The sequence below is a fragment of the Granulicella sp. S156 genome (assembly GCF_009766105.1).
Lineage (GTDB): Bacteria > Acidobacteriota > Terriglobia > Terriglobales > Acidobacteriaceae > Granulicella.
In genome coordinates this window covers 54,545-79,245 of record NZ_LMUH01000003.1, presented here as the reverse complement: position 1 = coordinate 79,245, position 24,701 = coordinate 54,545, and the positions used below count along the sequence as shown (strand labels likewise).

Below are 24,701 nucleotides of genomic sequence, written 5' to 3'. Positions count from 1 at the left end.
CCGGCGTCTTCCAGCCCTTTCAGCTCGACGGGCACGAGTTCGTCGACGGCGCAATTCTCGAGAACCTGCCCACACCGGACGTCAAGGCCATGAACGCCGACGTCGTTCTGGCCATAAGCCTGCCTCTGAAGCCGGTAGGGAAAGGCGATCTCGACTCAATTCTCGGCGTCCTGCAACGGGCGTTCTCGGTCGGTATCGAGGCCAACGAGGCGCGCGATCGCAAGCTGGCAGACGTGGTCATCATGCCCGACATCACCAACTTCGGCGGAGCGGACTACCTGAAGACCGCAGAGCTGGCGAAGGCAGGCTATGCGGCGGCTGAGTTGCACAAGGCCGAACTGCTGAAGTACGCGCTGAATGATGCCGACTGGCAGCAGTACCTGGAGCATCGGCGCTCCAAGGAGCGTGGCCCTGCGGGCTCAGTAGTGCAAGTGAAGATCAAGGCACCAACCCCAGTGGTCACCGAAGCCGTACGCCGCAAGTTTGCGCCGCTGGTCAATCAGCCGGTGAACACCGACCAAGTAGAAGCCCTGCTGGCCGATATACGCAGCGATGGCCGCTATAATGCCGACTATACCGTGGGTTACGAGACAGCCGACTCGACGCGGCCGGTCCTGCTGGTAACCGTTGAAGACAAGAAGAACGGGCCGCCGTTTCTCGATCTGGGAGCCAACATCGACGCGCAAACAGGGGGCGTTACCCGTGCGTCGTTGAACATGATTCTGCTGGATCAGGACTTTGGCGGCTATGGATCGGAGTTACGCACAAAGATCGACGTTGGGTTTCTGACACGCCTGGAGAGCGAGTACTACCGCAAGCTCGGCTGGAGCGGGTTCTTCGTGGCTCCGCGGGCCGGCATCACCCGGCAGCCGTATTACATCTACAGCGGCGACACGCGCCTGTCGGAGCGGCAATCACAGATGGGCGGCGTTGGGGCCGATGTTGGCTGGTCCGACGGGCACGATCAGGAGCTGCGCGCCGGGTGGGAGCTCCAGAACGTGCAGTGGTACACCACCACCGGCTCCGACGGTCAGCCCAACTATGAAGGCAACGCGCAAAAAGCCCGCGTGCGCTACGTCTACGACTCGCGAGACCGTGCCCTGGTCCCGCAGTACGGCATCCGCATAACGACCGACCTGGCCTACCTCTTTGACACTCCGGGCAGCCCGAGCGCGCCGCAGCTCACTTCGCAGATCAGGCTCACGCACGCCATCGGCCAGAAAAACGTCACGCAGTTCTCTGCGGAGGGTGGAACGATGTTCAACCGCAATGTTGCCCAGCCCTTCCGCTTTACGCTGGGAGGCCCGCTGCGCCTTAGCGCCAGCGTCACGGACCAATATCGCGGAACGGACTACTTCTACGTAGCCCCGGGCTACCTGCGGCGTCTGGCGACTCTGCCCGCACCGCTCGGCCAGAGTCTCTATGTCGGCCTGACCTACGAGGCCGGACAGATGCGCGCGCCCAATGCCTTCCCCATCACACGACAGGATGTAGCCTTCGGAGTAGTAGCCGAGACTCCGCTGGGTGTCATCACCATTGCACCAGCCTTCGGCACCGGCGGCGAACGCAGGCTGGTGTTTACGATTGGGAAGCTGTTCTAGGAGTTGTCAGTGATCAGTTCTCAGTTGTCAGATATCTCATAACTGAGAACTGAGAACTGAGAACTCTCAACGTCCCTCGCGCAATCGTGCAGCTAGCCGTTCCGGCAGAGCGGCTGCGCGGATTGCTTCCTGTGCTCCGGCGACGTCGTAGGGGACACGGCAGAAGGTGATGCGCTCGGCCTCGTCGTCGTAGATAGCGAAGGCAGCGCGCCAGTCGCCATCGCGAGGCTGGCCCACGGAACCAGGGTTGATCAGATGTCGCGTGCCTACCGGGACGTCCATCGTGGATTGCTCCGCAATATCGTGTTCGCGATACTGCGGACGATCCTCTTCCCACTCCTGCTCGTTCTGCGAGAAGCCGCCCTGCATATGCGTATGGCCGAAGAAGGTAATCTCGGTCTCCATGCGTTGCAGCGGTGTCCAGGCATCGCGCATGGAGATGATGTAGTGGTCCTCATGCAATGGCGAGCCGTGCGCACACATCGCGCGGGCACTGGCACGCACCGGGCCCTGCGGCATGGCGCGCACCCACTCGAGGTTCTCCGGAGTGAGCTTGCGATGGGTCCAGCTCGCCGCCGCAGCCGCTATGGGATTGAAGCCCTGTGAACTCGTAAGACCGCAACAGACGCGGTCATGATTGCCGCGCACATTCACGGAAGCGAGCGGGCGGATGCGCTCGATGACCTCGTTGGGGTTAGCGCCGTAGCCGACCGTGTCGCCCAGGTTCCAGAGAGCGTCGACCGTACCCGCCGCCGCCAGTACAGCCTCGAATGCCTGAAGATTGCCGTGGATGTCCGAAACAATAAGAACGCGCATGAGACGAAGGGTCAGTCTACTCCATTGCGGCAGGGATTAGGGAACAGGGATTAGGGATTAGAAAGCACCGACACTATCTTGCTTTCTAATCTCGGATCCCTGCCTTACCCAGTGGCCGGTCGCGCGGAGTTGTCATGGAGGGCGAGGATGCCAACAGGCCGCGCGTATAGGGATGCTGCGGGTGGGTGAAGATCTGTGCCGCGCTGCCCTGCTCCACGATGGTGCCATGCTGCATGACGGCGGCGTGGTCGGCCACCTGCGAGACGACGGCGAGGTCGTGCGAGATAAACAGCATCGACAGGTTGTGCTCGGCGCGGAGGCGCTTGAGCAGCGCTAGAATCTGCGCCTGCACTGTGACATCGAGCGCGGTCGTCGGTTCGTCGGCGATGAGCAGGCGCGGTTTGTTGATCAACGCCATCGCGATGACGATGCGCTGGCGCTGACCGCCGGAAAACTGGTGTGGATAGTCGTCGATCCGGCGTTCCGGATCGGGTAGCGCGACCTCGCGCATGGCCTGGAGCACGCGTTCGCGAACCTCGTGGCGCGATGTGTGGGGAGCGTGCGCCAGCAAGGCTTCTGCGATCTGCCGCCCCACCTTCATCACTGGATTCAGAGCCGTCATCGGTTCCTGAAAGATCATCGCGATGGACTGGCAGCGATGCCGCCGCATGGTCTCTTCCGGCAGATGCAGCAGGTCTTCGGTAGCGCAATCCGGTTGCGAGAACGTAATACTGCCGCTGACCGCCGCGCTGGGCGGAAGCAGACGCATCATCGCCAGCGAAGTCGCCGACTTACCCGAACCGGACTCGCCGACAAGGCCCAGCGTTTCACCACGAGCGAGATCGAAGGAGATACCGTGCACGCACTCTCGCCCGGAGAAGGAGATGCGGAGATCGCGAACGGAAAGCAGCGGCGGCGTGGGTAGGTGTTCGCTCTCTGGAGACTTCTGCATCGTTCCAGTAAGGATACCGAACGCGGCTCACTGCCCGGTGATATTCATCGTGCGCCAGGAGCTGAGCTTCAGCACGCCACCGGTTCCCAGGTTCCACACGCGCCAGCGATAGACACCCTGCCGCGCGGCAAACCGTGCCGTTGCCCGGGTCTGCGACCGCGCCTCGCCCTCGGTCACGAAGTACATCCACGAGCCCATCCAGTCGGCACTGCCATGTCTCTGCCATTCGACGATGAGCAGATTGCCGCCGCCGCCGTTGTCCCAGGCCAACTCAGGCGTGGGGGGGCGAACATCGTTATCGTTGGGAGTTGACTGAGTGACGTCGCCAACCTGGGTCAGTTTTGCGCGCGCCACCCGCACGGTGTAAGGTTGCAACCTGGTGTCGGCTCTATCCAGCAAGTCAGAGTCGAGGCTCGGCGTAAACTGCAGCACCTTCCAATTGCCGTCATCACCTCTGCGCAGAATGACCAGGGGATGCATCACGCCAAAGGCGGTATCTGAAGAGACGATCGCGCGCAGCTGCACCACGGCGAATTTCGAGTTCGCCCCGGCAGTTAACACATCGACATGAAGGTTAAGGTCTCCCAGCGGCTCCACAGAGGGAGTTCCCAACGCCTGCAGACGCGCCAATGCTGGAGAGAATGATGCCATCTTCGGATCGGCGGCGCCTGGGGCATTGCCACCCAGCACACTGTTCACCGCTCCAACCGCGATGGCAACAGGCGCCTGCGCTGCATCGGGTATGAGGCGCATTCCGGCCAGGTTACCGTGTCCTCTTTCCTGTATCCACAAAACGTACGCGCGCGCCGCCAAAGAGTGCGGTGCACGCAACAGAATGGCTGTTTCCAACGACGCGGAGAGAGAGCGGTGCAGTGGCTCAACGTCCTCCATTGGGAAACGATTTGGTTTGCCCACCACAACAATTCCAAGATCGTGCTCTAGCGTTGACCACCACACAGAAGGCAACGGATCGCCTACCAATACATCGGGATAGTCCTTTTGCCCCTCTTCCTGAGCCAGCTTGTCCTTCAACTGGCCATCGTAGACCGTTACAAGATTTACCTGTATGCCACTAAAGTCGGCCTTAAGCTCCGTCCGCAGCAGATCACGAAAAGGGTCGGGCGGCTGTGGGGCTTGTCGAGCGGCCTCCCTTTCAGCAGCGTCTACTGCCTGCGCATCGGTCGTCTCAGCATTGGCGATGTTACTGAGCGAGTGCCCGAAGCTCCCTGCCGACTGCCCCGTGTCACTTGCGGCCTGGCCATAGCTGCCCGCCGTCTGGCCAAGGCTCCCCGCGGCCTGGCCATGATCGCTGGCGTTCTGACCGTAGTTGCTGGCGTTCTGGCCGTAGCTCCCTGCCGTCTGGCCCTGATCGCTCGCAGCCTCGCCGTAGGTGCTGGCAGATTGGCCAAAGCTCCCGGAGGTCTGGGAGCGGTATGTCCCAAGATCTTTGATATTGCCCGTACCGAACGCTTGCTTGGGCGACGGCTTTACCACCCAGATGGTGAGTGTGCCCTGCTCCAGCGCGGCCGTAGCCCAGTAAGACTCATCGTCCTGCGCGACTGCGCTGCCGGCGCAAATCAGGAAAGCAAAAGCAACAGCTATGCATCCTGTTGCCCATCGTCTTATGTGCACGCTTGCCTCCCGTTCGCATTCAATCCCGCTTCGCTTATGGACGCTGCCGGCCTGATGAAAGATTGGACGGTTAAAATGAGGAGAAGTAGCAGCTATCTTCTGTCCTTGCTCGTTTACCAATCCGCGTCGAAGCGGGGCTCACACTCATCCAATGGGTATGAGTAGTAAGCGTAATCCTCTTCGCCTCTCCGTGCTCGACCAGTCGCCTGTCCCTGCAGGCTCAACACCTTCGCAGGCTTTGGCCAACTCCCTCGACCTCGCGCAGCATGTCGACCGGCTCGGCTATACACGGCTCTGGTACTCCGAACACCATGCGATGGACCTGCTCGCCTGCACCGCCCCCGAGATTCTGATTGCGCGAGCCGCCGGGGCTACCGAGCGCATTCGCGTCGGCTCGGGCGGGATTATGCTTCCGCACTACTCGCCCCTGAAGGTGGCTGAGGTCTTCCGCACGCTGCACGCGATGTTCCCCGGGCGCATCGATCTCGGCATAGGCCGCGCACCCGGCGGCGGGCAGCTTGAGGCTTATGCGCTACGGCGTAACCGGCAGGGAGCGCAGACGGACGACTTCCCCAAGCAGCTCGCGGAGTTGCGGGCCTTCTTGCACCCCGAGCGTTTTCCTGACGATCATCCGTTCCGCGCCATCCGCGTCGCACCCACGGCTCCCGGAGCACCCGACATCTGGTTGCTGGGTTCGTCGATGTGGTCTGCTGTAACGGCCGCGCAGGAGGGGCTGCCCTATGCGTTTGCGCACTTCTTCTCGCCGATCGCGACGCGGCAGGCTATCGAGTACTATCAGCGCAACTTCCAGCCATCGCCCGACAGAGCAAAGCCCGAGGCGACGCTGGCCATCGGCGTCATCTGCGCTCCGACCGAAGAGGAGGCGAAGCTGCTGAGTGCCTCCGTGCGCCTGCTGCAACGGCGTATTCGCATGGACGATCGCCGTCCGGTAGCCACACCCGAAGACGCGCTGCGCGAGCTAACCGCTGTTCCTACGGCTCCCAACCCGCTGCTGTCGTTCACCGCCGGCAGCCTCGACGCGCCGGAAGAAGGCGAGTGGCCGCGCTATCTCGTGGGCACTCCGGAGCAGGTGGCTGCACAGCTGCACTCGCTGGCGGAAGAACTGCAGCTGGACGAGGTGATCGTGAACACCATCACGCATTCGCACGAGGCCAGGTTGCGGTCGTATGCGTTGCTGGCGGAGGCGATGGAGATTTCGCGCTAGAGCAGTTCCCGTATAGGTGTAGAGCGAGCCACAGGCCTATACGCTGTTTTTCCCTAAAAAAAACAGCACTCGCAGGGATTTTCCACGTCCCATCAATACGGGAACTGCTCTAAAAGCAGCAGCAATTTTCAGACAGGCTCTAAACTGGAGATCGAACCATGACCTCCTACGATGTCCTTATCGCTGGCGCCGGCCCAGCCGGTTGCGCTGCGGCTTACGATCTCGCTCGCGCGGGCAAGCGTGTTCTGCTGCTCGACAAACGTACGTTCCCCCGGCACAAAGCCTGCGCCTGCGGACTTACTCGCAAGACGTTGAAGGCGCTACGCTACTCGGTCGAGCCGATCGTCGAGCGCGTGTGTCATGAGATCGTGCTGCAACAGGCTGCCTCCAATGCTTCACAGCGCGCGCTACGCGTACGAACCCGAAATCCGATCTGCGCGATGGCTGTGCGGGAGCGCTTTGATGACTTCTGCCTGCAACAGACGCTCGCAGCCGGCGCCGACCTGCGCAAGATCGAAGGCATCGTTTCTATACGAGAGACGGGGTCCCTAAGAGAGGCGGCGTACCTGCACGCAGGGACAAACGGTGTAGAGATCGATATTGCCACCGCAGCCGGCATCGAAACGTTGTCTGCCCCCTTCATGATCGGCGCTGACGGGTCGAATGGGCAGACGCGGCGTCTCGCCGAGGGACTACGCACCAGCGGCGAAGCGACCGCTGCGGCCTTGCCTGCGGACCCGCAATGGTATGCTCGCGCCTTTGCCCTGGAGGCCACCGTGCCTTACGCAGCATTGCCCGCAACGCTGCCCGGCGGAGACTCGCCGCACGATCTCGTATTCGACTTCGCCCCGCTGCCCGGTGGGTATGGCTGGCTGTTTCCTAAAGGAGACCACATCAACATCGGTGTCGGGGCGTTTGCACCTGCGGACGAGGCACAGCTGAAGAGCGCGACCCGCACACTGCTGGCCGAGTATGCGCAGGCAAAGCTCGGCGTCGCCACACTCACAGACAGCGGGCTAGCGAAGATCACAGGGCAATATCTCGGCATGGGAGGCTTTGCGTATGTGCCTCGCGGCCGTGTGCTGCTGGCAGGCGATGCCGCCGGCCTCGTCGATTCGCTGACAGGCGAAGGCATTCACTCGGCGATCGTGAGTGGGCAGGCTGCAGCTACGGCGATTCTTGCCAGCATGGATACTGGTCGTCGCGCGAACGTCGCTGAAGAGTATGCGAAGCGATTGCGGCCCTTACAGGAGACGCTGGCCTTCTCGCATCGCGCCGCGCAAGCATTCTACAAACAACCGGCGCGCGGATTCCGCGTGATGCGAATACCGTTGCTGCGCTCGCTCGTGCTGAAGACCTACTCGGATGGGCTGCAGTCTGCGAAGCTGCTGGGTGTATTGGCGAAGATCGTCGCATAAAAACGAAAATAGGGCGATGGCCGAAGCCATCGCCCTTTAGTAAGTGAAGCAACTTGTTTAGAAGGAGAACTTCGCGGCAATCTCTATCTCGCGTGGGGTATAGAGGAAACCGCTGTTGTTGCTGCTGGTGGGGACCTGCCAGGTGGCCGATTGGAATGTTGCAGTAGCCGCCGTACCAGAACCGCTTAGCTTGTAAGCCGTGGTGCCAATGCCATCGATGTTTTGATGATTGGCCAGATTGAAGACGTTCGCGAAGAGCTGAAGGTTGTATTTCTCGTGGAAGGTGAACTCCTTCTGCACGCGGAGATCATCCACAATCTTCCTCGGTTGCTGATAGGTATTGATGCCGAGCTGCGGGATGATTGCCTGTCCGCCCGCTCCATTCCAGTCGGTCGCGATACCTCCACCAGAGTAGCCACTCGTGCCGGCGCTATAGGGAAGTCCATTCTGCATTTGGAACGATGTGTCCACGCTCCAACCGTTGGTCGCATACGTATACCAACTGTGCGAATGGAGCTTCGGGAGCGTATATAGCGCATAGCCGACGAAACGGTTAGGAACGTTGAACGCTGAGTTTCCATAGTTTGCCCGCGGATTGGAATAGGGATCATACCAGTCGTTGGCGGCAACGGTGCTGGTCGCATTCTGTGCGAAGTCCAGAGAATGTGACCAGGTGTAGTTGAAGTCGAACTGTAAGTTGCGAATCGAGCGGTTCTGTATCTCCGCCACAAACGCGTTGTAGTTCGAATTCACGTTGCTCTTCACCTCAGTGATGTTTTGGAATTTAGTGGCGTTCGGTCCAAAGAGCGCTTGATTGCCATACCTCGTGTAAGTTGGCACAACAAAAGAGAGCCCATGGTTTGCAAGCGGTCCATAGGATCCGTTGGGACCCGCTACTACCGTAATGGTGTTATTCGTTACGCTCGTTGGGTCCAGGTTGTTATCGACAAAGTTCGTCAGCTCGCGGCCAAGTGCTCCGAGATAGCTAACCGAAAATACCGTACCTTTGCCAAGCTGCTGCTGTAGAACCAAATCGTATTCATGAACCATCGGATTCTGAAGGTTCGGAGCCAGATAGTAAGCGCCTGGCGTGGGAACCGGGCCGGCACTGAGGAGGTTTGGAAACAGAGGAACATTAGAGGCCGCAGGCTTGAAGGTGGTGACGAACTGACCGTTCGGACTACCACTATTTAGCAAGGTGTTCAGCAAGATTCCATTCGTGATGCGGCCATAGAACATACCGTAGCCGCCACGAAGAACAGTCTTGCCGTCACCATATAGGTCTTTGGAGAAGCCGATCCGGACTCCGACATTATTTTTATCGCTTGGATGATTTGTAGAACCTGTAAAAGGAGTAAAGATTGTAGTTCCAGCCGCGTTGCTGACAGGGGTGTTGAGAGCAGCTGAAGGCGAGGGCAGGGATTCGTAATCATATCGAACACCAAGTTCCAGAGTAAGTGTCGGCGACACCCTCCAGTTGTCCTGGGCAAAACCGCTGTAGTCCAAGGTTGTGATATCGAACTCCGGGCTGGCGCCGAAGCCCTGGGCAAACGAAGAGTAGCAAGGCAAATTGCCAGTCCAGCCAGTTGTTGTCCCAGAAGTTGGCGCAATGCCAGTCTGCGAACCGCAGGTATCCGGGCCGCCCTTGTGCGCTAAGTCGGCGAAGTAGTTGCCGAGGTAGCTGTAAGTGATAGCACCGTTACTTTCGTACAGGTTGTTGAGCAGGTCGTCATTGTGCAGCACATCGCCACCAAAGGTAAGGCTGTGGTTTGCCTTGGTGTAGTGCAGCACATCGCCAATCTGCCACTTGCGCTCATCGGGCAGCGCCTTGCGGTACGAGTAGTAGGGCGACCCGATAGTGGCGAAGGTGCTTATATCCAACAGGACTTCAGGAACGTTGCCGTTGGTGCCAACCAGGTTATTGAGGGTGTACTGGCTGTAGGGCTGCTGGCCCTCGTCATTCAACTCGCGCCCATATTGATAGAGCAACTCGTTGCTGATGTTCATGGAGATCAGGCTGGTCAGCTTCGCAACGCCATAGTCCAGCTTCACAAAGTCGGTACCCCAGCTATCTACACCGTAGTCGTCCGTGCCCGTGGTCTGAACGCCACCCGGAGAGTCCCAGCGCAGGCGATGGTACAGGAAGCTCACGCGCTCCTTGTCGTTGATCTGCCAGTCGAGTTTGGGAGTATTGATCTCCTGGTCACCAAAACGTGGCACCGTGCCGAGGTCAGTCGTCAGAGCGGTGATGCCATTCGTATAGGCCGCTGCGCCAGCAGCATAACCTGCAGCATTATTGCTATAGCCCAGGCGGAGACCCAGGAGTGCGGCCTGGCTGTCCAGGGAATTAGATGCGTTAGACACATAACCGTTCGAAGCAATCGTGGCGCCTGTCGGCAAGGCCGCATCAGGGAGATTGTAGAAACTTTGCGAATTGGCAATCGCAATTCCAGGGAAGGTACGGTGGTGCTCATCGAAGGTATAGACCCAGAAGAGCTTATCTTTGATAAGCGGTCCACCGACGGTGAAGCCGTAAATTTTGCGTTCGTCCTCTGGCTTGACGGGGACACCCGCCAGCTTGGCAAAGTCATTGAACGCAGCCCATTTGCTTTCGCGGTCATAGAAGTAGGCATTGCCGTGGAACTGGTTGGTACCAGATGTGGTCACCGAGTTGATAACAGCACCGGCCGCACGGCCATACTCAGCCGAATACACACCGGTATTCACTGCAAACTCGCGCACAGCGCCACCCGCAGTCGAGTAGCCTTCGCGTGTACGCCCGCGCTCTTCGGAGTAGTAAGCCTGATTGTCATCGGCACCATCGATCATGACGTTGTTCATCAATCCGTTGATACCGCGAACGCTGACCAGACCGTAGCCACTGCCGTTATCGACAACGCCTGGCGTCGTCATGGCAAGGCTCGACCAGCGACGATTATTGATTGGCACATTGTCCAATGTCTTTTTATTGAGATTGGCAGAAAAATCCGGCGACTCGAAGTTTAGGATCGGTTGCTCTGCCGTAACTTCGACGACCTGATTGGCCGAACCAATGGCGAGATGAGGTTCTACAGTCGTCAACTGACCTACCTGTACCGTAACCGCATTCGCACGATATTCACTAAAGCTAGCCGCCACAATGGTCACGGTATACGTGCCGGGCTCAAGCAGAGGAGCCTTGAAGTAGCCGCTGTCATCAGCAGTCAGATGCTGCTCAGCGTCGGTCCCATCGTTATGGATCGTGATAGCCGCCTTGGGAACGACGGCGCCGGTAGCGTCCTCGACGGTACCGGCAATGGCGCCCTGTGTGGACGACTGGGCGCGGGCTGCGCCTGTAGCAATAGCCGCCGCTGTACAGAGCAATGCCAGCTTGCGATTAAATTTTGTGCAGATCATCGAGGTCTCCTCAATTGTTATGCGGTCACCCGGGTCACCCTTGCTTCAGTGTTCCGTAAGCCGGTCGGCTCCGCCGATAGGTATGATTTTTCTGGATCTCCGCATCGAGAGTCTCTGCCGCGCATTCTTGCTTTTAAAAACACAAATGCCTCAAGGTCAGATCTCCCATGTCGCAGAAACACCCAAATTGTGTGTGAGATGAGTGTACCAGCCGGGTCAGAGCCCCCTATAAGAAAATCCGGTGACAATCCCGGATACCTCAGACCCAGCTCATCCGGCACAAATCCTGTCGCATCAAGACATTAGGTGAGCCATCCATTCGATACACTGGTTAAAGAGGTTGTGGATGTTTATCGATGAAGCACGAATCCGGATAAAAGCAGGCGATGGCGGCAACGGCTGCATGGCCTTCCGGCGAGAGAAGTTCGTTCCGCGTGGCGGGCCCTCCGGCGGAGATGGCGGCCATGGCGGCGACATCCTGATGGCCTCATCGCTCAGTCACAATACGCTGGTACACTTTCGCTTCAATCCGGAGCACAAGTCCGAGCGCGGAGGCCACGGCCTCGGCTCCAACATGTCTGGCTATGCCGGCGAGCATACAGTCCTCAAAGTCCCTGTCGGCACGTTGCTCTACGACGACGATACGGGCGAGCTTATCCACGACTTCGCCCACCCCAACGAAGAGATCGTCATCGCCCGCGGCGGTCGCGGCGGCCGCGGCAACCAGCACTTTGCGACCTCCACCCACCAGGCTCCCCGGGAACACGAACTCGGCCGCCCCGGCGAGGCGCGCAACTATCGGTTGGAGCTGCGCCTGCTCGCCGATGCCGGCCTGGTCGGCTATCCCAACGTTGGGAAATCGACGCTGATCTCGCGGCTCTCGGCAGCCAAACCCAAGATCGCCAACTACGCTTTCACGACGCTCGAGCCGAATCTCGGCGTCGTGCAGGTCGGTGATGCCCCCTACGAGCAGTCGTTCACCGTTGCGGACCTTCCCGGCCTGATCGAAGGTGCGCATCTGGGCGCGGGGCTTGGCGTGCAGTTTCTGAAACACATCGAGCGCACCAGCGTGCTCGTCCACTTGATCGATGTATCGGACGCCAGCGGCCGGCCCGATCCGGTGGAGGACTACAAGGTCATCACCGCCGAACTCAAGTCGTTCGACCCCGCGCTGGCAGCCAAGCCGACAATCCTGGTCGCGAACAAAGCCGACGTCGCGAATCCAGACAAACTGAAGAAACTGGTTGCGATGGCCAAGCGCAAGAAGCTACCGCTCTATACGATCTCGGCGGTCAGCGGCGAGGGTATTCCAGCGCTGAAGTTCGCGATGGCTGAGGCTGTCGCGATGCATCGCCAGATTCCTCTGGACGCTCCCGGCCCCGTATCAGCCAAGCGCAAACCACACTATCCTCCCCCGGCGCCGAACGCGCGCGGGCGAAGGTAGAGCAGAACCCCTATTCCCGCACAACCTTCTCCAAATAGGCCAGCGCGCGCGGGTCCTTCGACTGGCCCAGCCAGAAGATGGCCTCCCGGCGCGTGGCTGCATCTTTGGAGGTGCTGGCTACCTGGATCAATTCGGGCACACCCTGCTCCTCCGGTAGTCGTGAAAGTGCAAAGACCGCAGACTTGCGGATCGCCGCGTTAGGATCGTCGGATGCCTGCTGACGGAGCGTCTGCACGATCCGAGGATCGCCCTCAGCCTTCTTACCCGCTGCCTGCGCGAGCCAGAACTGCGCCTGGCTGCGCACCTTGGGTGACGTATCCGACTTCGCCGTTGCGATCAGTTCACCGATGGCGGCACTCTTCGAGTCACCCTTCACCAACGTCAGATCGAAGACCAGCTTCTCGCGGAAGGCGTCGTCGTGGTCGTTGCGCAGCAGCTCGGAGACGGCCTTGAAGCCCTCGCTGCCGCGTTCGTTCGCCAGCCAGAAGGCAGCACGCTCGCGAACCTGTTCGGGGTAGGTCGTTGCCGTGAGCGAACGTAGCGCGGATGTCGCCTCTGGAGTATCGGTCAACGCAATCGCGACGATACCCGTGTCCTGCATACGGCGGTGACTCCGCTCCGACTCTCGCGTTGCGCTGCGAGAGTCACCCTCCGCCGGAGTCTCCGTGCTACCAGCCGCAACGATATTGGCTTCCACGATCTTCTTCAGCGTTTGCACGGAGTTGACCGGGCTGATGTTTGTCAACCAGACGAACGGCAGGCCACCCGCTTCTATCTGGCGGTCCATCTGCTCGATCTGCACTCTCTCCACCTTGCCCGCCGTCACGCGCACCAGCACGACAGCAGGCGGAATAGCGGCATCGGGTGGCGCTGAAAGGATCTGCTCGCCGTCGTCTTTATTCCCTTCGAGATGGACCACGTCACTGTCCCAACCTGAATTCATGCGATGCGTCACCGGGATCGAATAACCGATCCACGTCGAGGCCTGTGCCGTCTGGATCTCCTGCTGCAGGCTGACGTCACTCTTGACACTCAACTGCGCGTGGGTGATCTTTGGCTGTTGGAGCTGCTGTGCGACGCAGGTGACGCTGGCCATTATCATTCCAGCCGCAACCAGAAACCCCTGTACACTCTTTTCGATCGACATTGGCATCACAGTTCTCCCTTGATCTTCCTACTTCAATAGCTCTTCCATATAAGCGGTCGCGATAGGATCGCGCATGAGTGCGAGCTGCGACACAATCTCGCGCTTTAGGTTGAGGTCCTTCTCCGTACGCGCAAGATCAACGAGTCCGGAGGCGTCCCTGGTTATAAACAGCCCGCTCAGGGCAGCCCGTTTGACACTGTGATCAGCCGACTCCCGATAGATCTTCACCAACGCCGGCGCAGCTTCTTTGCCTCGCGTCGTAGCCAGTGTCTGTACGGCGATGCGCTGCAGCTCCAGATCGGAGTTCTTCGTCGCAATCTCCGTCAGCAGTTCCTGCGCACCCGGCGCTTTGTTTTCGGCGAGCACGAAGAGTGCACGGCGGCGCAGTTCGATCGGTTTGTCGGAGAAGATGAAGGTGCGCAGCACAGGCAATGCCCTCTCCGGCTCCTGCCGCATCAGAGAGTTCAACGCCAGCAGCTTGATGTCATCGTTAGGGTCAACTGGCTGCCGCGGCTTGCCCATGTCCTCCCGATCAAACGGCCCATTGAGCGTGAGTGTCGTCAGATGTGGATCTACATTGAGCACATTGAGCTGTGCACGTTCCGCCTCGCGCTGTGCACGTTCCGCCTCATGCTGTGCATGCTCCGAAGCATGCGCCTTAAGGACCTCCGTATCAACAGGGGACTGTACGCGCAACCTCATGCACTCTCTGTTCCATGAACTTGCCGGCCGCGAAGACTCCAGTTGGGCGCAGGTGATGTTGGCTTCGTCATGCTTGCCCAGCTTCTCCAGGCTATAGGCCTTCCAGTAGAGAGAGGCCTCCGAGTTATCCGGGTTCTTCACCGCTTCTTTATCGAACGTCGCAGCCGCATCGGCCCAGCGGCCCTCATCCATGGCTTTCATCCCCTCGTTGTAGAGCGGATCGCGTTGCACGGGTTGTGGCGAGGGTGAAGGCGACGGAGAAACGGCCGGTGCGGGGTTGGGTGTCTGCGCGTACGACGCAGCCGTGAACATAGCCATTGGCAGCACCGTGGCGAGTGCGAGTGTGAAGAGTTTAGGGGTCATCATAGAGATCCTTTCAAAAAGAGCTAGTTGGTAACTCGCTCGTTGTGGTGAAGAATGCGAAGATCGAACAGAACGCTGCCCATCCTGACCTGAAGCCGGACAGCATCCGCATCACGTGCGGATTCCTGCGGCTCAGCATCCAGCGAGATCAGTACACGGCCCAGATCATCCATCACACTGGCGGCGGCAAAGTCACCGCGCTCCTGCGCCGTGCGCTGATACACAGCGTTCTGCAGCAACAGATGATGTACCTCCGCGCGCTCCTCCACCGGTAGCGGTCCGTCCTCGTGGCTGACCTCGGTCAATACGCGTTCGGCTGAATCCAGATGTGCGGCCATCGCAGGATCACCGGCGATGGCGTCCACCGGCGCTGTGGTCAACGGCCCGGGGCGTCCGTTGTAGCGCAGCGGTGCAGCGTGGTGATCATGCAGTTCAGAGATCACCGTGGGTACTTCCTCCGATGGCACAGACGCGGTGGATGAAGGCGTCGTCGGCGCATGGACGCCTGCCGTCGAAACCGGCGATACGGCATAGTGCAACAGGGACAACGCCATAACCGTTGCGACAATCGCCGCAAAACCTGCGCCTGCGGCAAAAGCCCAGCGCCAGCTATAGCTGGGGCGCGCAGGTGACAGCACAGCAAGCGATGGCCGAATACTCTGCCAGCTTCGCTCCAGCATCGCCTCATCGATCTGCGGCACAGGTTCGTGGCTACTGAACGCCCGCAGCGTCTCCGCAATTTCTTCGGACTCTGCGGCAAGTTCAGGATCACGTTCCAGCGCACGACGCACGGCACGCGCGCGCAACGGCGAAAGCTCATGGAGGTGGTACGCAATCAACTGCTCTTCGTTAATGGGCATCATCGGCGCTCCTTTGCCAAAGACATGGACGAAATCGGAATAGCGGAGACCTGACGTACAGGCGCAAGTTCGCGGCGCAGTTTGGACACAGCGCGAAACACCGCTTGCTTGGCGGAGTTCACCGGCACACCGAGTGCCGTCGCAATCACACTCATCGACTGATCCTCCACGTGGCGCAGGACGAAGGCAGTGCGCTCCATCGGCGTTAGAGCCTGCATGGCGTGTTCACGCTGCGAAACAGCCTCACGATCGAGTAGCTCGGCCTCGGGCGTCGGACCGTGCGATACCGCGATGTTTTCCGCACGGGGTTCGTCGTCGAGTGCTACGGCGTTCCAGCCCAGGTCACGGCTGCGGCGTTCTACGAGATTGAGGGCACAGTTCATAGCGATGCGGTACACCCACGTTCCGAAGGCCGCCTGTTCGCGGAACTCCGGCAGTTTGTTGTAGGCACGCAGAAAAGCCTCCTGCGCGGCCTCCTCGGCATCGACCGGATTGCCGGTGATGCGCGAAGTGACACGAAGAACAGCGGGCAGATGGCGCTCCATCAGAACGCGATACGCGTCTCGATCGCCGGCCAGGATGCTCCGGATCGCCTCTTGCTCAATATTCCTCATCTGCGAAATTAGACAACCAGGCAGAAGGCGCGGTTAGGTTGTGGGGTACTTTATTTTTGAGGAAGCCAGCTCTCGCCTTCGGCGAGGGGGTGGATGCGGTCGCCAACCCCGGCTTTTACGGCAGCAGCCATCAAGCGCGGGAGCGGTTCGTCCATTGGTTCACGGCCAAGACGGAAGGTGTTGTAATGCATCGGCACCATCCCCTGTGCGCCAAGATGCAGGAAAGCCTGTAGAGCCTCTTCTGGACTGGTGTGGACGGCTCTATAGCTATCTGGAGAGTAGGCGCCGATGGGCAGAAGGGCGATGTCGGGCCGCAGGCGCTGACCAATCTCAGTGAATCCACCGAAGAAGGCTGTATCGCCAGAATGGTAGATGCGGGGCCAGTTCTCCCCTGCGATGAGATACCCACCGTAGCCGCGATGGGTGTCATTGAACATACGTGCGCCCCAGTGCTTTGCGGGCGTAGCCGTAATACGCAGCGGGCCCAACTCCGTCGATTGCCACCACTCCAGCGTCTCCGTGCGAGAAAACCCGAGGTCGCGGACAAGGTCTTCCACCCCGTTCGGAACGATAGCGAGAGGTGCGGGCAGGCCGCGACGGCGCATCTCGCGGGTAATGGCTCGCAACGATGGGCGATTGAGGTGATCCATATGCGCGTGGGTAAGCAGAACGGCGTCGATCCGGGGAAGATCCCGCACACGGACCCCAGGATGCCGCTGGCGGCGCAAAAGAATAAGGCGTGTCGCGAAGACTGGGTCGATGAGCAGGGCGCGGCCAGCGGTCTGGAGCAGAAACGACGAGTGCCCGATGAAGGTAATCGCGGTTTCATCCGGTGAGACCACCGTCGGCTTTTGCGGCTGGCCCTGCATCGGCCGTGCATGGCTCTCGCGAACGAGACGCCACAACTGTCGCAGTTTCGTCATCCAGAAAGGAACGGTCATGATGGCGTGTCTCGATTGCCTCTGTTAGATACAGATGCTGCGGAGTACGAAAGGATTAGTTTTAGCGCGATGCAAACGTTGGTGGCACGCTTTGCCTCAAAGGCCCTCGCATTGGTTATGGCACGGGCGACAGGGCATACAATCCGTGACACCTCTTCAATGGCAGGAATCGAACTTGATATCGCCCGTGGCGTGCGAGTCTGGCTGGCTCGTCGTACAGTCGAAGCGCGCGTGGCCTTCCATAACCTGGATATTGTTGTTCCACACACCAGTGTGGTGGAGATCGACGTCCCATACGCTACAGTTCCTCTTGCTGTAGCGTATGGCAAACTCCGTACCGGGAACGTTCAGCATCACATGCGGTTCACCGTCCTCTGGCAACGCGATATGTCCGCCCGTCTCCGGCTGCGCTTCGTCAAAGAAACTCACGCCAAAGTACTGTTCGCGTTGACCGGACTGGCAGGTATTGACGTGCATCGTCCAGTTCTTCGATTCGCGCCTCAGGGTTGCCGTTCCGGTAGCCTTGCCCTTGCATCCCGTCAGGGTGAAGAGCGCCACCATGCAAAACAGCATCACAAGGGCGTGTCCGCGCTTCAACGCCGCGCTGGGATTTAATACTGCGCGCTTGAAGTGTTGAGGGAGGTCGTAGCTCATGGCATCCAGTTTAGCCAGAAGAACAACGGATTGATTCAGGAGACGCTGCCATCATGCTTGGCGCGAAAGCGGTTCGCCGTGGTGAACTCGTCACGCAGCTCCGGTGTGCGCAGATTTTCGCGCAGGTGCGCGAGGCGCTGCTCCAGAGCGTGCAGCGTTTGCGCGATGGGCTCGGTGTTGGTGAGTGCGACATCGCGCCACATGCTGTAAGGGCTTGAGCCGAGACGCGTGGTCTCGCGCAACGCGCGGCCGCCTATAGCCTGCACTGCAGCAAGACCGTCAGGATCGGCGCTAAAGGTATCTTGCAGCAACGCCGCCAGAGCGGTCGATAACATCTGCGGAAGATGCGAGACCCACGCGCAGACTTCATCGTGGTGTTCGGCATCGAGATTCCGAATCTGTGCGCCCATGCCTGCGACCAGCGCGCGCCACTGGCTTTCGAGAGCTGAGGGCTCCTGCTCCAACACAGATTCGTTTTGGTCGGGAGGAGTGAAGAGCCAGGTCGCACCGCGAAAGAGCTCGGCGTCGGCCAGCGCGGCGCCACCGGACTCTTTGCCCGCCATCGGATGCCCAGGTAGAAATTTTGCACAATCCGCCTGGTTGTAGAGCTTTGCGGCAAGCTCGGAGATCTCGAGCTTCGTGCTGCCTACATCCGTGACAAGCTGCTGCTCGTTCAAGACAGGAGCGAGCTTCTGCATCCAGTCGAGAATCGGCAGAACCGGTGTCGCCAGCAGATAAATATCAGCTATACCCGGAATCAGCACAGCGTTGCTGTTCGGCAGGGCTTCATCGATTGCGCCCAGTTCCAGCGCTTTCGCGAGTTCCGCGGGGTCCGCATCCCATCCGAGGACTCTGCTCCCAGGGGCCTGGGCTTTGAGAGCAAGCCCAACCGATGCACCGATGAGGCCAGTTCCGAGGATGAGAATGCGGGTGGACATTAGATCTTCTGACCGCTCTGGTTATTCTCGCGTCTATGCGTAAAGGCACGGGCGTTCGCTCCGCGATAGTCGCCGGCAATGTGACCGTGTCCGCGCAGAACATATTTGTATGTTGTAAGCCCATCGAGCCCGACCGGGCCGCGTGCATGAAACTTGCTGGTACTTACACCGACTTCCGCGCCAAAACCATAGCGGAAACCGTCTGCAAATCGTGTGGACACGTTGTGGAAGACGCCCGCCGCATCGACCTCACGCAGGAAGCGGTCAGCAGCCGCGGGATCTTCGGTGAGAATGCTCTCGGTATGCGATGAGCCGTGCGCGTGGATGTGGTCGATTGCCTGGTCGAGAGAGTCGACAATGCCGAGCGAGAGCGCGAGTTCGCCATACTCCGTGTGCCAATCGGAGATCGCGCCCAACTCCCCAAAACCGGCCTCGAGCAGCAGTTCGCGCGTGGCTTCGCAGCCGTGCAGCGTCACGCCCCGCTCCTGCAGGCGTGCCGCAAGCTTCGGCAAGAAGTCTGCTGCGATCTCGCGATGCACCAGAACTGTTTCGACGGCATTGCACACAGCCGGATAGTCGGTCTTGGCGTCATCGATCACCCGCAGCGCAAGCTCTTCATCCACACTGCGGTCGACGTAGATGTGGCAGACACCCTCCGCGTGGCCCAGCACAGGGATGCGGGTGTTGGCCTGTACGTATTCGACCAGCGCCTTGCTGCCGCGCGGGATGACCATGTCGACGAGGCTGTGCATGCCGAGCAGTTCGTTGACGCGCTCGCGACCGAGGACCAGCGAGATCGCATCCACAGGCAGTTGTTGCGACGCTATCGCCTCGCGCAGAACGCGCACCAGTGCTCCAGCCGTACGCTCGACCTCGCGGCCGGGCTTGAGGATGACCGCGTTGCCGCTCTTGATGGCGAGTGCGGCGATCTGGGTTACAGCATCAGGGCGGGCCTCAAAGATCACTGCGAGAACCCCGAGCGGGACACTGATTTTTTGCAGATGCAAGCCGTGCGTGCCTGCCGTATCCCTCGCATAAACTACAGCGTCGGGGTCCTTGTCATCCAGTTCGATGGCGTCGAGCGTGCGGCCCAGCGGATCAGGTAGCTCCGCGACCGAGCGTACCTGCTCGACCATCTCCTTCAGCTTCGCTTCGTTAAGCTTGAGGCGTGCGAGCGTGGCAGACGAGAGTTTTTCGTCCCCGCTCATCGACTCGGCGACCTTGAGGTCTTCCACGTTGGCGGCGAAGAGTTCCGCGCTCGCGGCTTCGAGGGCCTTCGCCATCGCCTCGAGTGCGGCGTTGCGGCGTGGCTCATCCAGCGGTGCGAGAGACCGTGAGGCGAGTTTTGCCGCCTCGGCGACTTCGAGCACCGAAGGTTCGCTCATCGCGCTGCCTCTTGCAACGCAGGCGAAAAGCGCGTACCCAGGGCTTCGCCGTCGACGATGCGTTCGAGCACCTGGGGCGTGCGGCCGTTGGCGATAACCACCTGTTTGCCGGCTCGCAATGCGATACGCGCCGATTCAAGCTTTGAGGTCATGCCGCCCCGCCCACGGCCATTGCTGCCCTGCGCGAGTGCCAGGATGCGGTCGTCGATGGAACCCACCAGGCGCAGCACCTTTGCGCCGGGATCGGAAGGATCGCGGTCGTAGAGACCGTCGACATCCGACAGCAGCACGAGCATATCGGCATTGATGTGCTTCATGAGCAGCGCGGAGAGCTTGTCGTTGTCACCAAAAATCCGTTCGCTTCTCTCCTGCTGCGTGTCCTCCGCAGGGCGATCGAGTTCCGCCGTCGAGACCGTGTCGTTCTCATTGACGATGGGAATCACGCCCAGCGTAAGCAGCGCATCGAGCGTGGCGCGCAGATTCGCATAGCGAACGGGATCGCGGAAGTCGTCCTCCGTGAGCAACACCTGCGCGATGGGACAGTTGAGGCGATCGAATGCATCGCCATAAAGAGCCATCAGCCGCGACTGCCCGATAGCCGCGCAAGCCTGCACCTGCGCAACGACGGTTGGACGCGACGACAGCCCGAGCCGCTCGACGCCGAGGCCAATGGCCCCAGAGGAGACCACCAGCACCTCCAGACCCTGGTCGCGAAGGGCTGCAATCTGTTCCACAAGCCCGCAGAGCAGGCCAAGCGCTACTTTGCCATCCGGACGCATGATGACGTTGGTACCGAGTTTAACGACGATACGATGCATGAAGCTATCCCTTACTCAAAGCCTGTTTGGTTGTCAGTGCTGACAACACCACCTGTTACCGAATCACGCAGTTGCGATACTACGCATGCACCTGGGCCACTGCCGGTGCGATGGTCCGATCGACGACCGGCGCCAGCAGACGCAGCTTCTCGACGAGCTTGGTGAGCTGATCCGGGAAGAGCGACTGCGCGCCGTCGGACATGGCCTTGTCCGGGTTGGGGTGCATCTCCATCAGCAGGCCGTCGGCACCGGCGGCGACCGAGGCCAGCGCCATCGGCGGCACCAGATCGCGCTTGCCTACGCCGTGCGACGGATCGCCCAGTATCGGCAAGTGCGTCAGCTTCTTCAGCACGGGGATCGCGGAGATATCCATGGTGTTGCGCGTTGCCGTCTCAAAGGTGCGGATGCCGCGCTCGCAGAGCATCAGGTCGTAGTTGCCGCCGGAGAGGATGTATTCCGCCGAGAGCAGCACCTCTTCGATCGTAGCCGCGATGCCACGCTTCAGCAGCACGGGTTTGCGCACATTGCCGAGTTCACGCAGCAGGTTGAAGTTCTGCATGTTGCGCGCGCCGACCTGGAAGCAGTCGATGTAGGGCAGCATGGCCTCGATCTGCGAGATCTCCATGACCTCGGTGATGACCAGCAGGCCGTGTTCGTCGGCAGCCTCGCGCATAATCTTGAGGCCCTCGACACCCATGCCCTGGAAGCTATACGGCGAGCTGCGCGGCTTATAGGCGCCACCACGCAGGAACTGGCCGCCGGAGGCAGCCACCTGCTGTGCGCTCAGGCGGATCTGGTCGCGGTTTTCGACCGAGCACGGGCCCGCCATGATGACCACTTCATCGCCGCCAACGACCAGGCCGTTGGGGAACGTAATGCGCGTACCCTCAGGACGGAAGCCGCGGCCCGCGAGCTTGTACTGCGACGAGATGCGGTACGCCTGATGCACGCCGGGGAGCACCTGGAACTCGGTGACCTCGAAGTGCGCGGGCGTGCCCACGCCGGCGAGGATGGTCTGGGTCTCGCCCGTGGTGCGGTGGACGTTGAAACCGAGCTCCACCATGCGTTCAATTACGCTTTGAATCTGTTCATCGGTGGCGTGGTCCTGCATGGCGACGATCATCACTGGATTCCTTTGCTGACTACTTGAAGTTGGGTGTTGCCGTGCAGCGTGCCTTCTTGCAAAGAGACAGAGTGTAGCTGCGAAAAATCGATGGGTCTAAGCCTTTGCATCTGGATCCGCAGGACGCTGGAGCGAACGCATGACGTCCATAATGCGCTCGTAGAGATCCTGCACCTGCGCGCCTGTGAGCGGACCCGGGTTGACCTTGAGAACGTGCTCGAATACGGTCTGCTCGCGCTGCGGCTCATAGATGGCCGAGGCAGTCTTCTGCTTGAGCTTGCCAATGGCGACTGCAGCGGCAGCGCGTTCGGAGAGCAGTAGGACGATCTGCTCGTCCAGTTGATCGATCTTCTTGCGCCAGTCGGCGATTTCCATGTTTCCTCTGGTATCTGCGAGTTCTCGACCCGCAGTGAGTTAGAGAGCTGTCGTCTCTTCGACATACGCCCCAAGTAATGATACGTGTTTGCGGCGGTTTTCATGCGCCGGTTGCTCCATTCCGCAGGCTTCGAACAAACTCTCCAACGGCTCGCGGAGCAGCCGCCGCCGGGGTCTTTTCGACCAGCCCGACGATGGCGCTACCTACGACAGCCGCGTCCGCAAAGCCCGCAACCGCCTGCACATGTGCGGGCGTCGAGATGCCGAACCCCAGCGCGATGGGCAGCGTGGTGAACTGCTTCAGCCGTTTCACAAGCTGTTCGGCATCGCTGGCAAGCTCCGTCTGCGTGCCCGTAATGCCTACGCGAGAGATCGCATAGACGAACCCGCGAGAGTGCTCGGCGATGGCCTTCAGGCGCTCATCCGGGCTCGTAGGGGCCGCCAGAAAGACCGGGGCAAGATCGTTGGCGCGCATCACCTCAAGGTATTCGGCGGCCTCTTCGACGATCATGTCAGTCAGCAGCACACCATCCGCACCCGCATCTTTCGCCGCTTTGGCAAAGGCCGCAAGCCCGAGCCGAATCACAGGGTTCAAATAGCTGAAGAGGATGATGCCCGCCTGCGGCCGCGCGGCACGAATCTCCTTGCAGATCACGAGCACATCGGTCAGGCGCGTTCCCTTGGCGACGGCCCGCTCGCTGGCCCGCTGAATCACCGGACCATCGGCGAGAGGATCGCTAAACGGTACGCCTAGCTCAATCACATCGGCGCCATTATCGATGGCGGAAATCGCCATCTCTCGCGTCGTGGCGAGGTCGGGATCGCCCGCAGTGAGGTAGATGACGAGGCCGGGCTTCTTTGCAAAGGTAATGGGCATGCCTACGCGCTCACCTTCTGCGCCGCAGCGCCGGTCAAATTCATCTCACGCGTCATAATCCCAATGTCCTTGTCGCCACGGCCGCTCACGTTCACCATCAGGATCTTGTCCTTGCCCATCTTCGGCGCGAGCTTAATCGCCTCGGCGATGGCATGCGCCGATTCCAGCGCCGGGATAATACCCTCCGTACGGCTTAACACACTCACCGCGTTCAAAGCTTCCGCATCGGTAGCGCTGGTGTAGGTCGCGCGACCAGAGTCGTGCAGCATAGCGTGCTCCGGGCCTACGCTGGCATAGTCCAAGCCAGCGCTTACGGAGTGCGTTGTGGCGACCTGTCCAGCGTCGTCCTGCAGCACATAGCTGTAGGTGCCCTGCAGTACGCCGGGAGTTCCACCGCCATTCTTCTGGAAGCGCGCCGCGTGCTCGCCCAACGCAGTTCCCCGCCCTCCAGCCTCTACGCCGATCAACTCAACGTTCTTCTCAGGGAGGTACTCATAGAACGCTCCAATCGCATTCGACCCGCCGCCGACACAGGCAACGATCGCGTCCGGCAGACGGCCTTCGTGCTCCAGGATCTGCCGCTTGCTCTCTTTACTGATGACGCGCTGAAAGTCGCGCACGATCGTCGGATACGGATGTGAACCCAACGCCGAACCCAGGATGTAGAACGTGGTGCGCACGTTCGTCACCCAGTCGCGCATGGCCTCATTGATCGCGTCCTTCAGGGTTGCCGAACCCGAGGCTACGCCCCGCACCTCCGCTCCCAGCAGCCGCATGCGGAAGACGTTCAGTTCCTGCCGCCGCATGTCCTCCTCACCCATGTAGACCACGCACTCCAGGCCAAAGAGCGCGCAGACCGTAGCGGTTGCAACACCGTGCTGGCCCGCGCCGGTCTCGGCGATGATGCGCTGCTTCCCCATGCGCCTCGCCAGCAGGGCCTGCCCGAGCGCGTTGTTGATCTTGTGCGCGCCGGTGTGCAGCAGATCCTCGCGCTTCAGGTAGATCTTCGCGCCGCCCAATGTTTCGGTAAGCCGCTTGGCAAAGTACAGCGGCGTGGGCCGGCCGACGTATTCTTTCAGAAGCCCGTCGAGCTCGGCATGAAACGCTGGATCGGCCTGAGCCTCTGCATAAGCTGCATCAAGCTCCAGCAGAGCCGCCATCAGGGTCTCCGGCACATAGCGGCCGCCATAGATGCCGAAACGACCGGGTGTCGCGCTGGTGGGCGCTGCAATTGTAGGTATTGCCGTAGAACTCATCGTCTCTTCCTTCTGAGTGCTTCAAACCTCGGATATCGAACACTGAAAAACACGAAAGCCGCAACCTTGGCGGTCGCGGCTCGGGGAATCTTGAGAATCGCAGTTGGAACGCTTCTGTTCCGGGCGATGCTACTCCACCGATGCCGCTACGGTGCGCCAGTAGC

Annotated in this window: 21 protein-coding genes; 4 read left to right on the top strand and 17 right to left on the bottom strand. The window is 60.3% G+C overall.

The features are described 5' to 3' along the window. A partial coding sequence (locus GSQ91_RS02050; protein ID WP_158819599.1) for a patatin occupies nucleotides 1-1,601 on the top strand: 1,601 nt, incomplete at its 5' end. Nucleotides 1,602-1,667: 66 nt separating this feature from the next. On the opposite strand, the gene GSQ91_RS02045 is transcribed toward GSQ91_RS02050, so the two are convergent. The 3 genes from GSQ91_RS02045 to GSQ91_RS02035 all read right to left on the bottom strand — a co-directional run bounded on the left by GSQ91_RS02045 (nucleotide 1,668) and on the right by GSQ91_RS02035 (nucleotide 5,001). After that, nucleotides 1,668-2,417, bottom strand: a complete 750-nt coding sequence (locus GSQ91_RS02045) for a metallophosphoesterase (RefSeq protein WP_158819598.1) — start codon at nucleotides 2,415-2,417, stop codon at nucleotides 1,668-1,670. Nucleotides 2,418-2,502: 85 nt separating this feature from the next. After that, complete coding sequence (locus GSQ91_RS02040) at nucleotides 2,503-3,369, bottom strand: ABC transporter ATP-binding protein (protein WP_158819597.1); 867 nt, start codon at nucleotides 3,367-3,369, stop codon at nucleotides 2,503-2,505. A 27-nt stretch (nucleotides 3,370-3,396) separates the two neighbouring features. Further along, entirely contained in the window at nucleotides 3,397-5,001 is a 1,605-nt protein-coding gene (locus GSQ91_RS02035; RefSeq protein WP_158819596.1) for a hypothetical protein, read from the bottom strand. A 157-nt stretch (nucleotides 5,002-5,158) separates the two neighbouring features. Between GSQ91_RS02035 and GSQ91_RS02030 the strand changes: the two genes are divergently transcribed. After that, nucleotides 5,159-6,226: an LLM class flavin-dependent oxidoreductase gene (locus GSQ91_RS02030; protein WP_158819595.1), complete on the top strand. Its 1,068-nt coding sequence runs from the start codon at nucleotides 5,159-5,161 to the stop codon at nucleotides 6,224-6,226. Between the two features lie 158 nt (nucleotides 6,227-6,384). After that, nucleotides 6,385-7,644 carry a geranylgeranyl reductase family protein gene (locus tag GSQ91_RS02025; protein ID WP_158819594.1) on the top strand — a complete coding sequence of 420 codons (1,260 nt, stop codon included), beginning with the start codon at nucleotides 6,385-6,387 and terminating at the stop codon, nucleotides 7,642-7,644. A gap of 57 nt (nucleotides 7,645-7,701) precedes the next feature. On the opposite strand, the gene GSQ91_RS02020 is transcribed toward GSQ91_RS02025, so the two are convergent. After that, nucleotides 7,702-11,040: a TonB-dependent receptor gene (locus tag GSQ91_RS02020; RefSeq protein ID WP_158819593.1), complete on the bottom strand. Its 3,339-nt coding sequence runs from the start codon at nucleotides 11,038-11,040 to the stop codon at nucleotides 7,702-7,704. Nucleotides 11,041-11,386: 346 nt separating this feature from the next. Between GSQ91_RS02020 and obgE the strand changes: the two genes are divergently transcribed. Next, on the top strand, nucleotides 11,387-12,484 hold the full coding sequence (gene obgE, locus GSQ91_RS02015; RefSeq protein ID WP_158819592.1) for a GTPase ObgE: 1,098 nt from the start codon (nucleotides 11,387-11,389) through the stop codon (nucleotides 12,482-12,484). A gap of 10 nt (nucleotides 12,485-12,494) precedes the next feature. Here the strand turns inward: obgE and GSQ91_RS02010 are convergent, their stop codons facing one another. The 13 genes from GSQ91_RS02010 to trpB all read right to left on the bottom strand — a co-directional run bounded on the left by GSQ91_RS02010 (nucleotide 12,495) and on the right by trpB (nucleotide 24,537). Beyond that, nucleotides 12,495-13,631, bottom strand: a complete 1,137-nt coding sequence (locus tag GSQ91_RS02010) for a HEAT repeat domain-containing protein (protein WP_158819591.1) — start codon at nucleotides 13,629-13,631, stop codon at nucleotides 12,495-12,497. A 27-nt stretch (nucleotides 13,632-13,658) separates the two neighbouring features. Further along, nucleotides 13,659-14,699 (bottom strand): HEAT repeat domain-containing protein, encoded by a 1,041-nt coding sequence (locus GSQ91_RS02005; protein ID WP_158819590.1) that lies wholly within the window; start codon nucleotides 14,697-14,699, stop codon nucleotides 13,659-13,661. Nucleotides 14,700-14,719: 20 nt separating this feature from the next. After that, nucleotides 14,720-15,559, bottom strand: a complete 840-nt coding sequence (locus GSQ91_RS02000) for an anti-sigma factor (protein WP_158819589.1) — start codon at nucleotides 15,557-15,559, stop codon at nucleotides 14,720-14,722. Further along, a complete protein-coding gene (locus GSQ91_RS01995; RefSeq protein WP_158819588.1) occupies nucleotides 15,556-16,170 on the bottom strand; it encodes an RNA polymerase sigma factor in 615 nt (204 codons plus the stop codon). The genes GSQ91_RS02000 and GSQ91_RS01995 overlap by 4 nt, the downstream gene beginning before the upstream one ends. A gap of 50 nt (nucleotides 16,171-16,220) precedes the next feature. Further along, the gene (locus GSQ91_RS01990; protein ID WP_158819587.1) at nucleotides 16,221-17,111 is read right to left on the bottom strand and encodes an MBL fold metallo-hydrolase; all 891 of its coding nucleotides are present in this window, start codon (nucleotides 17,109-17,111) and stop codon (nucleotides 16,221-16,223) included. Nucleotides 17,112-17,267: 156 nt separating this feature from the next. After that, nucleotides 17,268-17,765 (bottom strand): hypothetical protein, encoded by a 498-nt coding sequence (locus tag GSQ91_RS01985; RefSeq protein ID WP_158819586.1) that lies wholly within the window; start codon nucleotides 17,763-17,765, stop codon nucleotides 17,268-17,270. Nucleotides 17,766-17,800: 35 nt separating this feature from the next. Then, complete coding sequence (locus GSQ91_RS01980; protein ID WP_158819585.1) at nucleotides 17,801-18,703, bottom strand: prephenate dehydrogenase; 903 nt, start codon at nucleotides 18,701-18,703, stop codon at nucleotides 17,801-17,803. Further along, nucleotides 18,703-20,088 (bottom strand): glutamate-5-semialdehyde dehydrogenase, encoded by a 1,386-nt coding sequence (locus GSQ91_RS01975; protein WP_158819584.1) that lies wholly within the window; start codon nucleotides 20,086-20,088, stop codon nucleotides 18,703-18,705. Before GSQ91_RS01975 ends, GSQ91_RS01980 begins: the two co-directional genes overlap by 1 nt. Beyond that, complete coding sequence (gene proB / locus GSQ91_RS01970; RefSeq protein ID WP_158819583.1) at nucleotides 20,085-20,906, bottom strand: glutamate 5-kinase; 822 nt, start codon at nucleotides 20,904-20,906, stop codon at nucleotides 20,085-20,087. The genes GSQ91_RS01975 and proB overlap by 4 nt, the downstream gene beginning before the upstream one ends. A gap of 79 nt (nucleotides 20,907-20,985) precedes the next feature. Next, the gene (aroF, locus tag GSQ91_RS01965; protein WP_158819582.1) at nucleotides 20,986-22,029 is read right to left on the bottom strand and encodes a 3-deoxy-7-phosphoheptulonate synthase; all 1,044 of its coding nucleotides are present in this window, start codon (nucleotides 22,027-22,029) and stop codon (nucleotides 20,986-20,988) included. A 96-nt stretch (nucleotides 22,030-22,125) separates the two neighbouring features. Next, nucleotides 22,126-22,404, bottom strand: coding sequence for a chorismate mutase (locus GSQ91_RS01960; protein WP_158819581.1), 279 nt, complete (start codon nucleotides 22,402-22,404; stop codon nucleotides 22,126-22,128). A gap of 100 nt (nucleotides 22,405-22,504) precedes the next feature. Continuing rightward, nucleotides 22,505-23,281: a tryptophan synthase subunit alpha gene (gene trpA / locus GSQ91_RS01955; protein WP_158819580.1), complete on the bottom strand. Its 777-nt coding sequence runs from the start codon at nucleotides 23,279-23,281 to the stop codon at nucleotides 22,505-22,507. Nucleotides 23,282-23,283: 2 nt separating this feature from the next. Next, complete coding sequence (gene trpB / locus GSQ91_RS01950) at nucleotides 23,284-24,537, bottom strand: tryptophan synthase subunit beta (RefSeq protein WP_158819579.1); 1,254 nt, start codon at nucleotides 24,535-24,537, stop codon at nucleotides 23,284-23,286. Nucleotides 24,538-24,701 lie beyond the last annotated feature (164 nt).